Source organism: Novosphingobium sp. BL-52-GroH, assembly GCF_044813085.1.
Lineage (GTDB): Bacteria > Pseudomonadota > Alphaproteobacteria > Sphingomonadales > Sphingomonadaceae > Novosphingobium.
The window spans coordinates 177,994-193,214 of sequence record NZ_CP171149.1 but is presented as its reverse complement, the minus strand read 5'-3'; the positions used below and the strand labels follow the sequence as shown (position 1 = coordinate 193,214).

Sequence of the window (15,221 nt, the reverse complement as noted above, 5' to 3'; positions counted from 1 at the left end):
TATCCGCTCGAACGCGCTTGCGTTCAGGCCGCGCGTGAAGCACATGAGGAGGGTGACCAAAGGGCGGGCAAGCAGCGACTACCGGTTTGCGCCGCATGAGCGGCCGATGATGCCGGGTTCTCCGGCGACGCCCGATCATCCGGTGTCCCGCCGCATCGGCTATTTCCTGATCGGCGTGCTGGTGGGCCTTACCGGCGGGTTCATCAACGGGCTGCTCACGGCCAACCTGCAGCAGATACAGGGCGCGCTGGGGCTCACCAGTACCGAGGCGGGATGGCTGACCGCGGTCTACTCGATGAGTAACGTGTGCATGAGCCTGCTGCTCATCAAGTTTCGCCAGCAGTTCGGCATCCAGCGCTTCACCCGCATTTTCCTCATCGCCTTCCTGGCCCTGAACCTGGCGCAGTTGTTCGTGCACAGCTACGGCACCGAATTGATCGTGCGCGCGGCGAGCGGGGTGGTGGCGAGCGGGCTGTCGACGCTGTGCCTGTTCTACTTCATGCAGGCCATGCCGGCGAAATGGCGTCTCAAGGGACTGGTGCTGGGCATCGGCGTGCCGCAAGTGTCGGTGCCTTTGGCGCGCGCCATCTCACCGGCGCTGCTGGTCGACGGCAACATCCAGAACCTGTTCGTCTTCGAGTTCGGGCTGACGCTGCTCTCGCTCGCCGCCGTCTCGCTGCTGCGCCTGCCGCCGAGCGAGCGGATCCAGGCGTTCGAGCCGCTCGACTTCCTGACCTTCGGCCTCTTTGCGCCGGGCGTCGCATTGCTGTGCGCGGTGTTCTCCTTGGGTCGGACGGTGTGGTGGACGACTGCCTGGATCGGCTACGGGCTGGCTGCGGCGATCCCGCTCATCGGGGCGGCGCTCATCGTAGAGCACAATCGTGCCAACCCGCTGCTCAACACCCGCTGGATGGCGAGCCGCGACATCGTCCGTTTCGCCATCGTCGCGGCGAGCATGCGCCTGCTCCTCTCGGAACAGACTTTCGGGGCGACCGGGCTGCTCACTTCGGTCGGCATGGGGCAGGACCAGCTCGTCCCGTTCTACGCCATGGTCACCGCCGCCACGATCGCCGGGCTGGTCCTCAGCGCGATCATGCTCAACCCCATGGACCTGCTTCGTCCGGTGGCATTTTCCTGCGGGCTCATTGCACTGGCGGCATTTCTTGACATCGATTCGAACAACCTCACGCGGCCGGCGCAGCTTTACCTCACGCAGGCGATGATCGCCTTCGCCGCGATCTATTTCATGGGCCCTACCATGCTCAGCGGTGTCCTGCGGGCGCTATCGAAGGGACCGAGCCACCTGGTGAGCTTCTCGGCGATCTTCGGGATTTCGCAGCAGTTGGGAGGCATCGGCGGGGCAGCGCTGCTGGGCACGTTCCAGATCGTGCGCGAGCGCTTCCATTCGGAAATTCTCACCCAGTCGCTGCTCGTCACCGACCCGCAGGTGGCGCTGCGCCTGCAGCAGCTCGGCGCGGCCTACAACCGCACTTTGGGCGATCCGGTCCTGCGGCAGGGAGAAGGAGCGGTGCTGCTCGCCCAACAGGTATCGAGGGAGGCGAACATCCTTGCCTTCAACGACGTTTTCCTGCTGATCGGCTCGCTGGCGACGATCGGCCTGATATATCTTCTCGGGCGCTGGATTTACTTCAAGATCAAGGGGATCAATCCGTTGGGCAAGGAACTGGCGGCGATGGCCGCAATGCGCGAAAGGGCAGCCGGGGCATGAGCGGGCCTCCCTCCGATCCCGAAAAGCGCCTTTCCGATCCGGTCGAAGTGCAGGCCGAAGCGCCTGCGGCCGCGGAAACGCCGGTGTCGCAACGCGGCTGGGCGCCTCCGCGCGGGGGGCGGCCGGTGACGATCCTCGCCATCCTGTTCATCCTCGCCGGTGTCCTGCTGGTCCTCTACGCGTGGGGCCTGCCGCCGTTCTCGTCGGCCCTGCAGACTACCGATAACGCCTATGTCCGTGGCCAGACCACGGTGATCGCACCGCAAGTATCGGGCTACGTCGTCGAAGTCACGGTGCAGGACTACGAACAGGTCAAGAAAGGCCAGGTGCTCGCCCGCATCGACGACCGCATCTATCGCCAGCGGGTGGACCAGGCCAAGGCGCAGGTCGCTGCGCAGATCGCCAATCTCGACAACAGCCAGCAGAGCCAGCGGTCCAGCGAGGCCCAATTGGGCGGGCAGGAGGCCAGCGTGGCCAGCGCCCGGGCCCAGCTTGCCCGCGCGCAGGCTGACATGCGGCGGGTGGATGACTTGCTCGGTGGCGGTTCCATTTCTGTGCGCGAGCGCGACCAGACGCTGGCAACCTTGCGTCAGGCGGAGGCGGCGGTCCGGCAGGCGCAGGCACAGCGCACCGTGGCGAGCGAGCAGATCAACACCGTCACGGTAGGTCGCGGAGGCCTGAAGGCAGGGGTAGAATCGGCGCGCGCGGCGTTGCGGTTGGCGGAAATCGACCTTGCCAACACCGTCATTCGTGCGCCGCAGGACGGGCGGCTGGGCGAAGTCGGCGTGCGGCTCGGCCAATACGTCACCGCAGGTACCCAGCTCACCTTCCTGGTGCCGCCCTTCATCTGGGTCACTGCCAACTACAAGGAGGCCCAGACGGCGCGGATGGCCCCCGGCCAACCTGCCACGCTCAGCATCGATGCCCTCGACCATGCCGAGATCCGGGGATGGATCGAACGCATGGCCCCGGCGGCGGGCAACGAGTTCCAGGTTATCCGCTCCGACAATGCCACCGGCAATTTCGTCAAGGTGCCGCAGCGCATCACCGTGCGCCTCCGGCTCGATCGCACCGACCCGCTCTACGGCAGGATGCGGCCAGGCATGTCGGTCGTCGCGCGGATCGACACGACGGGCGGGCCCGCGCCCCGGCAACGCTGATGCGGCGCCTTCTTACCCCTGGCGCGGCAGTCGTGCTTCTCGCCGGCTGTGCGGTGCCTTCGACGCCTCCGCCGGAAAGCGCCGCGGTGGTCGCGCCCGAGGCATGGCGCAGCGATCTTGCCGGCACCGCGCCGCTCGACACCGAATGGTGGCGAGGCTTCGGCGGGCCGACGCTGGATGCGCTGGTCGCCCGCGCGCTCGAGCACAATCCCGACGTCGCCACTGCCGTCGCCCGCGTGCGCGAGGCACGGGCGCAGGAACGCCAGGCGCGCGCTGCGCTGCTACCGACACTCGACGCCAGTCTTTCGGAGAACGACGCCCGCTCGGTCAGCGCCTTTGGCCTGCCGACGGAATCGGCGAGCGGCCAGCCTGTCGTCCAGGCCGCCTACGAGGTCGACCTCTTCGGCCGCATCTCCGATCAGGTCTCGGCGGCGCGCGAGGCGGCGTTGTCCAGCTTGGCGGCGCGCGACACGGTGAAGCTGTCGGTCGCGGCGGCGACGGCGTCGGGCTATCTGACCCTGTGCGGCTTGCGCAGCCGCCTGCGGGTGGCGCAGGACACCCTACGCGTGCGCGAATGGGCATTGCGCCTTTCGCGCGACCGCGGACGGGTCGGCTACATCTCCGCACTCGAAGTGCGGCAGGCCGAAGTCGAATACCAGAGTGCCGCGCTGATCCCGCCACAAGTGCTGCTGGCGATCGGCAGACAGGAAAACGCCCTGCGCCTGCTGACCGGCGACGTCCCTGGTGCGGTGCACTCGGGGGAGATCGAGGCGATCGCGCCGCCGCCCCTGCCGCAGGCGGGCCTCCCTTCCGAACTGCTGCGCCGGCGACCTGACATCGCGCAGGCGGAACGCACCCTGGCGGCGAGCGATGCCACGCTCTCCGTCGCACGCAAGCAGTTCCTGCCGAGCGTGCGGCTCTCGGCATCGGCGGGCGCGGTCTTCAATAGTGCCTTGCCCGATCCGATCACCATCTGGTCCGTGGGCGGCAGCATTCTGGCGCCATTGTTCCACGGCGGCGAGTTGCGCGCCGGCGTCGAAAGCGCGGCCGCGCGGCGGGATCAGGCCGCCTTTGCCTACCAGAAGGCGACGCTCACGGCGTTTCGCGAAGTGGAGGATGCGCTGGCCGCGATCACCCAGCTCGCACGGCAGCGCGAAGTCCAGGAAGCCCAGCGCGCTAATCTCCAGCAGACGGTGCGCCAGGCGGGTGACCGCTACGAGGCAGGCTACGCCAGCGTGCTGGAGCGCATCGATGCCGAGCGGGCTCTGCTGACGGCCGAGCTCAACCTCGTCCAGTTGCGCACCGACGAGCTGACCGCGCGCGTCACCCTGTACCAGGCCCTGGGCGGCGGTTGGCGGGAGGAGCAGGCCGCCCGGTGATCCGGCTCGCCCCGCGTGGCCTGACGAAAGGCGTCGCATAAAGGCTCGAGACATCGCCGGACCGCGAACTTAACCCTCTTCGTTGACCTCGCCGCGTTGACCGACGAGAGCTAATCTCGCCTATCGAGGCCCCTGTACGCCGAAACAAGTCGAACGGATGGGCGCGCGCCGCCTGTCGGCGTCCGCCTGAGCTACCGACCGGGAGAACCTGAAAATGCGCAAGATCGCCTACGCTGCCGCCCTCTCCACCATCGCCGCCCTGGTCGCCGCGCCTACTTCGGCGCGCGAGCTGGCGAGCCTGGCCCGGCTGAACCCCGAGACCGTCGAACTTAGCCGCGAGGACACCGCACCCGTTGCCGTGTGGATCAGCGCCGACACCGTGCTCGACAAGGGGGACCGGCGCTTTGCTACCGCCAGCAAGGATGCCAGGCTCGACCTGCCGATCGCGGCGACCGAGCGGCGCTACGTCATCCTGGAGGGCAAGGGCGGCCGCCGCATGGTCGTTGCGGAGCGCGTGCTCCCGCTCCAGCAGGGTAGCAACTTCCGCGATATCGGTGGCTACGTGACCCGCAGCGGCAAGACGGTGAAGTGGGACAAGGCGTTCCGTTCCGGCGCGATGCCGCTGTTGACCGAGACGGACTATTCCATGCTCGGCCAGCTCGGCATCGGCAACGTCGTCGACCTGCGCTCGATAGAGGAGCGCGAGGTCGCGCCCGACATGCTCGACGACCGTCTCGGCGCGCTGTTCCTCGCCAACGACTATTCGCTCAAGCCGATGATGGCCAGCATGGGCAAGCGCGGCGGGGAGAACGTGTACCAGGGCATGGAGACGATGCTGGCGCCCCAGTACCGCGCCATGTTCAAGCGCCTGATCGCGGGCGACGGCGCGGTGGTCTACCACTGCTCGGCCGGGCAGGACCGTACCGGCATCGCCACGGGCCTGCTCTACGACGTGCTGGGAGTTGACCGCGAAACGATCCTGAAGGACTACCAGCTCTCCACCTCGTTGCGTCGGCCGCAGTTCGAGATGCCCAAGGTCGATCCAAAGGACTATCCGAACAACCCGATCGTCCAGTACTACTTCGCGCGCAGCGAGGAGCAGCGCGGCAAGGCAGAACCGCTCTATACCCCGAGCGGGGTTTCGCACCTGGCGCAGTTCTTCACCTACCTCGATGCGGAATACGGTGGCTCGGAAGGCTATATGAAGCAGGTTCTGGGCTTCACCGACAAGGATATCGAGACGCTGCGCGCCACGATGCTCGAATGATCCAACGGACGGTCCCTCCGGACCGGCTTGCGCTTGCGGCGGCCTGCATCGTCCTATAACGAAGTTGCGAATCGTTCGCAAACCACTAACGGACCGTCCAGTGAACCCGCTGAGCGAATTTTACCTGCGGCAGCATGCCGGCCTGGTCCGCTATGCCCGATCCGTGAGTTCCGACGAGTTCGGGGCCGAGGACCTCGTGCAGGAAGCCTGGATACGCTGTCGGCAGATCGCCGGTCGCGAGCCCATCGGCGATCCTGCGCACCTTTTCCGGCGCGTGCTGCGCAACCTCGCCATCGATCGTAACCGCAGTCTCGGGCGGGAGCGATCGAGGCTGGCGAGCGGCGACTTCGCCGACGTGCAGGCGCGCATGGCGGATGATGCGCCGTCGGCGGAGCGAACCCTCATTGCCCGCAACGATCTGGAACGGCTGCACGACGCTCTGGCGACTCTGGACGAACGGACCCGGGTGGCGTTCGAGATGCACCGCTTCGAGGGCGCGCGCCTGCGCGACATCGCCGATGCGCTCGATATTTCGGTGACCCGGGCCCACGAACTCGTCGCGCTCGCCCTGCGGCACTGCCGCGATTCCCTGCGATAGCGCCGCCGGTCCCGCCAGGGCGCCTGCCACGGCGCAAAAGTAGCTTGCCGCGGCGAAAAAACGATGTGCTGCAGCGTCCTATTTTCACGATGGCGGCCGCATTGTAAGGACGGGTTATGGGCTCAGGGCAACAGGACGATCCTCCATCCTCCCGGTCCTGGCAGGATGCGGAGGACGACGCGATCGCGTGGATGATCGCGCTGCGCGAGGAGCCGGAGGATCTCCCCCTGCGCCGTCGGTTCCAGCAGTGGCACGATGCCGATCCGACACACCGCGCCGCCTGGGCCGAACTGCGCCACGTCGATGGACGAACTCGATGCGATCGAGCCTGCCTTCGCGTTCCGTGAACGAGGCCGCCCGGCGGCCGTCGTGGCCCGGTCCTCGCGATTGTCCCCGGGGCGCAGGCGCGGCGTTGCCGTGTTCGGCGCCTGTGCGGCATGCCTGGGCCTGCTGCTGGCCCCGGCCCTGTCGCTTCGCCTGCGCGCCGACCATCGCAGCGGCGTGGCGCAGGTCGAGACCGTTACCCTGGCGGACGGCAGCCTGGTGCAGCTCGCGCCGCTTTCGGCCATCGCCGTCGACTATGGCGCCGGTCGCCGGGACGTCCGGCTGTTGAAGGGGGAGGCCTTCTTCTCGGTCGTGCCCGATCGGGCCCACCCCTTCCGGGTGATCGGCGAGCGTGCGACGGTCACCGTCTTCGGCACTGCCTTCGACGTCCGCGAGGCGCCGGGCGCAGGGCAATCGACCGAGGTCAGCGTGGCGCATGGCCGCGTGGGAGTAGCTTCGCGCACCGGGAAGGCTGCGCTCCTCGTCGCCGGGCAAGGCGCGGCGGTCGACAGGGTGGGAGACCTGCACCACCTGGCACTACCCGCTACGCAAGTGGCGGCCTGGCGCGAACGGCACTTGATCGTCCAGGACGAGCCGGTCAGTCAGGCCATCGACCGGCTCCGGCCCTGGTTCGGCGGCATGATCGTCACGCGTGGAGATGCGCTCGACCGGCAGCGCCTGACCGGCGTGTTCAATGCCGCCGACCCGGTCGGGGCGCTGCGCGGCATGGCGCGTGCCTACGGCGGCCGGATCACGGTGATCGGCGACTGGCTCGTCGTCTACTCGCAGGACTGAGAGCCCGTTTGAAAATGCGCGGGAGCGCGCATTTTGACGCAGCAGAATGGGCAGCGCCCATTCTCAAATGGTCTCCGGCCCGCTTCGGAAACAAAGCGGCAAAAAATTTTCAGAACTCGCGCCGAAAGCGGGGTGACCTCGGGCGTCTCTTTGCAGGGGGATGCGATTGCAACGCATTCGCATCATTGTACGTGCCGTCACTCGACGCATCAGGGGATATCTCGAGAATGCATTTCCGACAGATCGAACGGGCCTTAATGGCTGCCTTGCTCACGGGCTCGTCGCTGGCCCTTGCCGTGCCAGGCGTGGTGCGCGCGCAAGCAGCGCCGGCGGAGCGCCAGTTCGATATTCCCGCCCAGTCGCTCGCCACCGCGATCACCAGCTTCGGCCAGCAGTCGGGCCTGCAGGTCAGCGCGCCCGCCGACTTGCTGGCGGGGCGGACCTCCAGCCCGGTGAGCGGGCGGATGTCGTCGCTGTCCGCGCTCGGCCACCTGCTGGGCGGGACGGGCCTGTCGTTCCGCATCGTGGGCAATACGGTCGTGCTGGAACGCGCGCCCGAGGTCGCGGACGGAGCCGTCTCGCTGGGGCCGGTGCGGGTCGAGGCAAGCGGCGGCAGTGCCGCGGCGGGCATGAGCGCGGCCAGCGATCCGATCGTCACGGAAGGCACCCGCAGCTACGCGCCGCTCGCCACCAACGTCGGCAAGATGGCGCTCAGCCCGCGCCAGATCCCGCAATCCGTCACCGTCATCACGCGTGAGCGGATCGAGGACCAGAACCTCATCAGCATTGAGGACGTGATGCTCCAGACCACCGGTGTCACCGTCGATCGCGCCTGGTTGTCCTCCACCTACAACTCGCGCGGGCTGGCGATCACCAACGTGCGTTACGATGGCGGCGCGACCAGCAACCGCGTCGACGGCATGTCGGACATCGACACCGCCATCTACGACAGCATCGCCCTGGTCCGCGGCGCCGACGGCCTGTTCGGCGCCGGCGAGGCGGGCGGCGTCCTCAACTTCACGCGCAAGCGGGCGCTGGAAGACGCGCAGCTCCAGTTCGCGGCCTTCGGGGGAAGCTGGAACAATTATCGGCTCGAGGCAGACGTGACGGGGCCCGTGACCTCGGACGGGAAGATCCGAGCGCGCGCCATCGGCGTGCTCGACTACGGCCACGGCTTCCAGCGCTTCAAGGAAGACCGCCGCCAGTTGATCCACGCTCTGGTCGAGGCGGACATCACGCCCACCACCCTGCTGGTCGCCGGCGTCACCCGGCAGGAGGACCAGCACGACGGCTTCAACGTCAGTCTGCCGCGTTACCGCAACGGCGTCGACATCGGCCTGCCTCGCGACTTCAACATGGGTGCGCCCTGGAACTGGATCGAGCGCGGCACCACCGTGTTCTACGGCCGTGTCGAGCAGCGCATCGGCGAGGACTGGACGGTCAAGCTGACCGCCAACCGCATGGAGAACCGCGACAAAACCAACGCGGCGGAAATGGAGAACGCGGTCGATCCGATCGACGGTTCGGGCGTGGACTGGTGGTATTTCCAGCAGGACAAGGCCACCAAGGAAACCACGCTCGACCTGAACGCCCAAGGCAGTTTCGAAGCCTTCGGCCAGAAGCACGACCTCATCCTCGGCGCGGACTATACGCACTACACGCAAGTCTACCAGCAGTTGTGGACTTACGTGGGCCCGGGCGACATCTTCGACCCGGTCTATCCCGAGGAGCCGGCATTCCCGCCCGCCTGGAGCTACCGCAACCGGCAGGTCGTCGAGCGCATCGGGCTCTACGGATCGTTGCGGATACGCCCGGCCAAGGCACTCTCGCTCATCGCCGGCGGCCGCGTGGCGCTGCAGGACAAGACCCAGAACTACAACCTGGCGACCGGCGCGCTGCGCAACCAGATGGACCAGAAGACCGTCTTCATCCCTTATGCCGGCGCCGTGCTGGACATCGGCAGCCAGTTCAGCCTTTACGGCAGCGTCGCGGAAATCTACCAGTCGCAGGCCACCTACAACAGTGGCCCGCGCCCGGGAACGCCGCTCGACCCGGTGAAGGGCCGCAACTACGAGGCTGGCATCAAGGGTGAACTGGCCGGCGGCCGCCTCCTGGGATCGCTGGCGTTCTACCGCGTCAACAAGCGCGGCCAGGCGGCGTCGGACCCCGCCTACCCGGCGGTCTCGGGCGACAACTGCTGCTACGTCCGCGACGGCTATCTCAAAAGCCAGGGCTTCGAGGTGGAACTGAACGGCGAAGTGCTGCCCGGCTTCCAGATCGCTTTCGGATACACCTACAACGACAACTCCAACAAGCGCGACAGCGACGCCCGGTTCGCCGAGACGACGCCCGAGCACCTGCTCAAGATATGGGCCGACTATCGCTTCCAGGGCGAGGCGCTCAAGGGGTTGAGCATCGGTGGCGGGGTCACGGCGCAGAGCAGCAACTTCCGCTCGGGCTACATCCAGCAACTGAATCCGGCGACCGGCATCTACGACGGTCCGTCCTACGAATACCAGTTCAAGGTGCCCGGGTATGCGATCTGGTCGGGCCGGCTCGAATACGCCTTCGACGAGCGCTATTCGATCAGTGCCAACCTCAACAACATCTTCGACAAGACCTACTACGTGACGATCGACAGTCCCGGCTACGGCAACTTCTACGGCGACCCGCGCAACGTGCTGGTCTCGGTGCGGGGCAAGTTCTGATGATGGCTGTTGCGGGAGCATGCTGATGCTGCGGACGGCAGACCTCGATCGCAGCGAAGCCGCTATGCAACGGCCGGTCGCCCTCCCGCAGCAGCCGGCGGTGCCGCCTTCCCACGTCTCCGGGGGCGGCTATCGTCCCGGGGCAAGCACGCCGCGCGGTCGAATCGTGGGGATTTCGCTGGCCGTGGCAGTGCATGTCGTCGTCGGCGCGTTGCTGGTCGTCAGGTGGCATGACGAATACGTGAAGAAGGAACAGGCGGCGCTCAGCGTCTTCGACGTGGCTCCGCCGGCTCCACCGGTCGAAACGACCAGCAAGGACCTGCCGACCCCGGAACTGGTCCCGCCACCGACGCGGCGACGCCCCGTCGAACAGCCGCCGATCGAAGTGCCGCTGATCCAGCTCCCCACGCCTGCCGCGCTGCCGGTGCCGCAAGTCCGGCCGGCGCCGCCGGCCCCGCCGGTCGAGCGAACGGAGCCAGAAGCCAAGCCCGTGCCGGCGCCACCGCCGCCCGGCACCGGCAAGCCGACATGGGAAGGGCAGGTCCTGGCCGCGCTGAACAAGGTCCGGCGCTATCCGCGCGAAGCCATGTTCCGCAAGCAGCAGGGCGTTCCCTATATCCGTTTCGTGATCGACCGGGAGGGCCGCGTACTGAACAGCCGGCTGGAACGTTCGTCCAGCGTGGCCTCGCTCGACGCCGAGGCTGTCGCCCTGCCGAAGCGGGCTCAGCCGCTGCCCAGGCCGCCCGAGAGCGTGGAAGGCGAGACGATCGAACTCGTGCTTCCGGTCGAGTTCTTCGTGAGGTGACCTGACGCAAGGGCCGGCTAGGTGCCTGGCCTTTCCCGATCCTCCCTGTCGCGCACGATGGGGAGGGGACCGGCGCCCCGGTGAAGGCCCGGGGGGGAGAGGGAGAAGACCCCTCCGTCGGCCCTGCGGACCGCCACTTCCCCATCGCCTGCGAAAGGGAGGATTGGAGTAGGCAACCAACGACCTCTCTACAGGCGGCCTCGCGTCAAGGCGTGCCCGCAGCGATGGCCTGCAGCGTCGGCAGGTCGAACTGGGTGACGGTGATGCGGTTGCGGCCGCCGTGCTTGCTCAGATAGAGTTGGCGATCCGCTTCCGTGATCCACAGGTCCGGCGTCATGCCGGGCAGGCAGCGCGCGCTGGCCACGCCGATGCTGACGGTGATGAAGGGACTGATCTGCGAGCGTTCGTGCGGGATGTTGAGCGACTGGATCTGCAGCCGGATTTCCTGCGCCACCAGCTCCGCTCCGTGAGGATCGGCGCTTGGCAGGATGCAGGCGAATTCCTCCCCGCCGTAGCGTGCCGGCAGGTCCGAGGCGCGCTTCACCGCCCGGGTCAGGGCCGAGGCCACCATCGTGATGCAGCGGTCCCCCGCGGGATGGCCGTAAGTGTCGTTGAACTGTTTGAAGAAATCGATGTCGAGCATGATGACCGAAAGCCAGTCGCCCGCGCGCGCGAGGCGGGCGGTTTCGGTCTGCAGGGCCCGCTCCATCTGCCGGCGGTTGCTCAGCCCGGTCAGGGCATCGGTCACCGCCATGCTCGCCAGCTGGTCGCGCAGGCGTTTCAGTTCGACGTGGTTGCCCACCCGGGCGCGCAGGATGGCGGGCTGGATCGGTTTGGTCACGTAGTCGATCGCGCCCAGCGACAGGCCGCGCATCTCGTCCTCGGTATCGCCGAGGCCTGTGGTGAAGATGACCGGGATGTCGACCAGTTCGGGATCGGCCTTCAACTGGCGGCAGACCTCGAAGCCGTCGATCCCGGGCATGAGCACGTCGAGCAGGATCAGGTCCGGCTGGGTCGATCTGGCCGTTTCCAGCGCCTGTTCGCCCGAGGTGGAGAAGCAGACCTCGTAGTCGTCCTCCAGCACGGCGTTCATGATCTCGATGTTCGAGATCTCGTCATCGACGATGAGGATGGTCGCTCTGGTCATGACATGACTCCTTCGCGGTCGGCGAGGCGCGTGTCCTGTGCATCGATGAGGGCGAGGGCGGTCTCATAGTCGAGCTTTTCCAGCGCCTGGTACACCACATGGTGGGGACGTTCGCCTTCGGGCAAACCGATGGCCTGGGCGTAGCGGTTGAAGCTGGCGCGCGCGCCGAGGCTGCGCCGGCGAACCAACTCGCGCAATTCGTCCCGCGCCACCTGGGCGACGCCGGCATCGAAGGCCGCAGCCGGCGCCCCAGCCGCGGTCGTTGGCCCGGCCGCAAGGCTCCGGGCAGCCACGATCGCGGGGGCTAGCCGGACTTCGAGTTCGTCGATGGCGGTGCGTGCCGTGTCGATCTCGCCGGCGGCCAGCAGTCTTTCGACGTGCGCGGCGATTTCCTGGATCGCGGGCAGTTCGAGGGACCCCGCCACGCCCTTGAGGCTGTGCGCCAGACGCCGGGCGTCGGGCAGCAGCCCGGTCCCGATGTGCGTGCGCAGTTCCTGCGCCACGTTGCCGTAGGTCGCGCCGAACGTGAGGATCAGCTTGTGGAGCAGCGAGGCCTTGCCGTTGACCCGCAGCAGCGCGGCGCGCAGGTCGAACGGCGGCAGCGTTTCGGGTAAAATCGCCCCGAGCTGCTTGGCGACGACCGCCGGTTCGGCGGGAGCGGCGGGCTGGTCCGCCTTCAGCCAGCGGTCCAGCGTCTGTACCAGCGTCATGGGATCGACCGGCTTGGCGACGTGATCGTTCATGCCCGCGGCGAAGCAGCGCTGCTTTTCCTCTTCGTAGGCATGGGCGGTCATGGCGATGATCGGCAGGCGTTCGGGCGCCCAGCTTTCGCGGATGAGCTTCGTTGCCGTGATGCCGTCCATCTCGGGCATCTGGACGTCCATCAGCACCGCCGCGTACGTCGCGCCTTCCACGGCGACGCGGTCGCAGGCGATGCGGCCGTTTTCGGCGGTGTCGACCAGCAAGCCGGCGTCGCCCAGCAGTTCGGTCGCGATCTCTCGATTGATCTCGTTGTCCTCGACCAGCAGGACGCGCAGCCCGCGCAAGTGCGCGGCCACCATCGGCAGGGCCTCCTCGGGCTGCGGATCTGCCCGACCCCGCGCCTTGTCCTGCGCGACGATTTCGAGGATCGTGTCGAGCAGTGTCCGAGGCACCACGGGCTTCGTCAGGAAGGCGTCGACTTCGGCACGACCCGGGCCGACGACGAAGTCGTCGGCACCATAGGCGGTGACGATGATGGTGCGGGGGCGCGGTCCCCTGCAGGTCGCCGCATGCATGGCCTCGACCGTCTGCAGCCCGTCCATGCCCGGCATCTTCCAGTCGAGCAGGACGAGGTCGTAGGGCTTGCCGGTGTCGTCTGCGGCGCCGATCGCGCCGAGCGCCTCGTCGCCCGAGGCCACCAGGTCGAGCGCCAGGCCCCATTCGGCGAAGATGTCGTGCATGATCTGGCGCGAAGCCGGATTGTCGTCGGCGGCCAGGATGCGCAGCCGACGCATGTGGTCAGGCACTTTCACCTCGGGTGCGGCAACGTCCTCCTCGCGCATCATGCGCATCCGGCAGGTGAAGGTACTGCCCTGGCCGGGAGCGCTGTCGACCTTGATCGTACCGCCCATCTGCTCGACGATCTGGCGGCAGATTGCCAGGCCCAGGCCGGTGCCGCCGAAGCGGCGCGTGGTCGAACTATCGGCCTGGGTGAAGGAATGGAACAGCGACGCCTGCTGCTCCGTGGTCATGCCGATGCCGGTGTCGCGCACCGCCAGTTCCAGCGTGACTTGCCCGTCATGCTCTGCGGCGAGGGTGAGGCCGACCGAGACCGTGCCGCCCTCGGAAAACTTGACGGCGTTGCTCATCAGGTTGAGCACCACCTGGTTGAAACGCATCTCGTCGCCCGCGACACGGTTGGGCACGTCGCCGGCTACCTGCGCGACGACCTTGACCTGCTTGGCATCGGCATCGGCGGCGATCATCTGGACCTGGTTCTCTATCGCGGCGCGCACGTCGAAGGGATGCGCTTCCAGCGTGAGCTTGCCGGCCTCGTTCTTGGAAAAGTCGAGGATGTCGTTGATGAGCCGCAGCAGCGATGTGCCGGCATGGGCGATCTTGCCGACGTAGTCCTTCTGCCGGGGGTCCAGATCGGTACGAGCGACGAGATGGCAGAAGCCGAGGATGGCGTTCATCGGCGTGCGGATCTCGTGGCTCATGTTGGCCAGGAAGAGGCTCTTGGCGCGATTGGCTTCCTCCGCCTCGCGCGTGCGTTCCTCCAGGGCCTCGTTCTTGGCCAGTATCTCCGCGCTCATGCGTTCGTTGCGATCGAAGCTTTCCACCAGCCTGTCGCTGAGCCAGACGAGCACCGCGGTCTGGAACGTGACGATCCCTGCGTGAAGGATGACGCGCTCCAAGTTGCCCTCTCCCGGGAAGACCGCATAAGGCAGCAGATAGAGAAGCAGGAGGTGATGGAGCGCCACCGCTGCGGCCGCCGCCAGGATCGCGCGCCGGTCGCACCAGGCGATGGTCAGCGCCAGCATCGCGAAAAAGTACATGTGCATGTCCATCTGCCAGGCGTGGCCGCGCAGGAGGACAAGGAGGATCGCCGGCTCGCCCATCAGGGCGACCGCGGACAAGTAACGCGTCGCAGGCGCGATGCCGCCGCGCCACCAGGCCAGATGGTAGCAGGCCGCCAGGACGGCGCCGGCCAGCGCCGCACCGACCGGCGAGTGGCCGGTCAGGAGGGCGACGCCCGCCAGCAGGGGGACGTGCGCCCAGAACAACGAGAGCAGGAAGCGGCCGAAATGCAGGCGCAGCTTGTCCAGTTCGACGTTCACGGTCTTGTCTCCTGCAGCAAGGGGCCAGCGCATCCGGCCGGATCGGGCATCGCGACGGCCAGCCAGGCGCCCGCCTTGCGGACGGCGACCGGAAAGTCTGGTCGATCGGAATCGGCGATGACGATGTTGGTGAAGTGGCCGGTGGCGGTCAGGCCGCCGTTGGCGCTTCGGATCATGCCGACCATGTCGGTCATGGCGGAGCCGGGCGCCGCCACGACCAGGTATCGGCCGGAGGGGGACCCCGCCGTGACCCAGGCGAACCCAAGCCCTCCGAGCCCGGCGAAGAGCAGCGCGGCCGCTGGGAGCCAGTCCGCAACCATTCCCCATCGGCATGCGTTTACCCTTGGGGTGAGTTGCATGGAGAGGCGCGGCCAATTCATGATCTCAGTAAAAACCATAACGGTTTTTTTAAGGTTAAGGCTCGACTGCAAGACATGCGCTTTGGCTTGGATCGCGGATAAGGACGTAGGATTCCCGCGAAGTGGAA

At 67.3% G+C, this 15,221-nt stretch carries 12 protein-coding genes; 9 read left to right on the top strand and 3 right to left on the bottom strand.

Annotation, left to right across the window (positions count from 1 at the left end):
- Positions 1-106: 106 nt before the first annotated feature.
- The 9 genes from ACFFDA_RS00910 (at position 107) to ACFFDA_RS00870 (ending at position 10,765) form a co-directional block, all read left to right on the top strand.
- The gene (locus ACFFDA_RS00910; RefSeq protein WP_404477704.1) at positions 107-1,729 is read left to right on the top strand and encodes an MFS transporter; all 1,623 of its coding nucleotides are present in this window, start codon (positions 107-109) and stop codon (positions 1,727-1,729) included.
- The gene (locus ACFFDA_RS00905; protein WP_404477703.1) at positions 1,726-2,889 is read left to right on the top strand and encodes an HlyD family secretion protein; all 1,164 of its coding nucleotides are present in this window, start codon (positions 1,726-1,728) and stop codon (positions 2,887-2,889) included. The genes ACFFDA_RS00910 and ACFFDA_RS00905 overlap by 4 nt, the downstream gene beginning before the upstream one ends.
- A complete protein-coding gene (locus tag ACFFDA_RS00900; protein ID WP_404477702.1) occupies positions 2,889-4,268 on the top strand; it encodes an efflux transporter outer membrane subunit in 1,380 nt (459 codons plus the stop codon). Before ACFFDA_RS00905 ends, ACFFDA_RS00900 begins: the two co-directional genes overlap by 1 nt.
- Positions 4,269-4,482: 214 nt before the next feature.
- Positions 4,483-5,535 (top strand): tyrosine-protein phosphatase, encoded by a 1,053-nt coding sequence (locus tag ACFFDA_RS00895; protein WP_404477701.1) that lies wholly within the window; start codon positions 4,483-4,485, stop codon positions 5,533-5,535.
- A gap of 100 nt (positions 5,536-5,635) precedes the next feature.
- Positions 5,636-6,133, top strand: coding sequence for an RNA polymerase sigma factor (locus tag ACFFDA_RS00890; protein WP_404477700.1), 498 nt, complete (start codon positions 5,636-5,638; stop codon positions 6,131-6,133).
- A 116-nt stretch (positions 6,134-6,249) separates the two neighbouring features.
- The gene (locus ACFFDA_RS00885) at positions 6,250-6,480 is read left to right on the top strand and encodes a FecR/PupR family sigma factor regulator (protein ID WP_404477699.1); all 231 of its coding nucleotides are present in this window, start codon (positions 6,250-6,252) and stop codon (positions 6,478-6,480) included.
- The gene (locus ACFFDA_RS00880; protein WP_404477698.1) at positions 6,389-7,252 is read left to right on the top strand and encodes a FecR family protein; all 864 of its coding nucleotides are present in this window, start codon (positions 6,389-6,391) and stop codon (positions 7,250-7,252) included. The genes ACFFDA_RS00885 and ACFFDA_RS00880 overlap by 92 nt, the downstream gene beginning before the upstream one ends.
- 257 nt (positions 7,253-7,509) lie before the next feature.
- The gene (locus ACFFDA_RS00875; protein ID WP_404477697.1) at positions 7,510-9,960 is read left to right on the top strand and encodes a TonB-dependent siderophore receptor; all 2,451 of its coding nucleotides are present in this window, start codon (positions 7,510-7,512) and stop codon (positions 9,958-9,960) included.
- Between the two features lie 25 nt (positions 9,961-9,985).
- Entirely contained in the window at positions 9,986-10,765 is a 780-nt protein-coding gene (locus tag ACFFDA_RS00870) for a TonB family protein (protein WP_404477696.1), read from the top strand.
- A gap of 205 nt (positions 10,766-10,970) precedes the next feature.
- Here ACFFDA_RS00870 and ACFFDA_RS00865 read toward each other — a convergent pair whose 3' ends face one another.
- Genes ACFFDA_RS00865 through ACFFDA_RS00855 form a run of 3 tightly spaced genes read right to left on the bottom strand, consistent with a single transcriptional unit; the run spans position 10,971 to position 15,054 of the window.
- Positions 10,971-11,912, bottom strand: coding sequence for a diguanylate cyclase (locus ACFFDA_RS00865; RefSeq protein ID WP_404477695.1), 942 nt, complete (start codon positions 11,910-11,912; stop codon positions 10,971-10,973).
- Entirely contained in the window at positions 11,909-14,734 is a 2,826-nt protein-coding gene (locus ACFFDA_RS00860; RefSeq protein ID WP_404477694.1) for a response regulator, read from the bottom strand. The genes ACFFDA_RS00865 and ACFFDA_RS00860 overlap by 4 nt, the downstream gene beginning before the upstream one ends.
- Positions 14,731-15,054, bottom strand: coding sequence for a hypothetical protein (locus ACFFDA_RS00855; protein WP_404477693.1), 324 nt, complete (start codon positions 15,052-15,054; stop codon positions 14,731-14,733). The genes ACFFDA_RS00860 and ACFFDA_RS00855 overlap by 4 nt, the downstream gene beginning before the upstream one ends.
- Between the last annotated feature and the right edge of the window lie 167 nt (positions 15,055-15,221).

Bases quoted from the DNA above. Each gene is read 5' to 3' on its own strand.
- ACFFDA_RS00865 (WP_404477695.1), bottom strand. From the start codon at position 11,912: ATGACCAGAGCGACCATCCTCATCGTCGATGACGAGATCTCGAACATC.
- ACFFDA_RS00900 (WP_404477702.1), top strand. From the start codon at position 2,889: ATGCGGCGCCTTCTTACCCCTGGCGCGGCAGTCGTGCTTCTCGCCGGC.
- ACFFDA_RS00895 (WP_404477701.1), top strand. From the start codon at position 4,483: ATGCGCAAGATCGCCTACGCTGCCGCCCTCTCCACCATCGCCGCCCTG.
- ACFFDA_RS00905 (WP_404477703.1), top strand. From the start codon at position 1,726: ATGAGCGGGCCTCCCTCCGATCCCGAAAAGCGCCTTTCCGATCCGGTC.
- ACFFDA_RS00875 (WP_404477697.1), top strand. From the start codon at position 7,510: ATGGCTGCCTTGCTCACGGGCTCGTCGCTGGCCCTTGCCGTGCCAGGC.
- ACFFDA_RS00910 (WP_404477704.1), top strand. From the start codon at position 107: ATGATGCCGGGTTCTCCGGCGACGCCCGATCATCCGGTGTCCCGCCGC.
- ACFFDA_RS00880 (WP_404477698.1), top strand. From the start codon at position 6,389: ATGCCGATCCGACACACCGCGCCGCCTGGGCCGAACTGCGCCACGTCG.
- ACFFDA_RS00870 (WP_404477696.1), top strand. From the start codon at position 9,986: ATGCTGCGGACGGCAGACCTCGATCGCAGCGAAGCCGCTATGCAACGG.
- ACFFDA_RS00855 (WP_404477693.1), bottom strand. From the start codon at position 15,054: ATGGTTGCGGACTGGCTCCCAGCGGCCGCGCTGCTCTTCGCCGGGCTC.
- ACFFDA_RS00885 (WP_404477699.1), top strand. From the start codon at position 6,250: ATGGGCTCAGGGCAACAGGACGATCCTCCATCCTCCCGGTCCTGGCAG.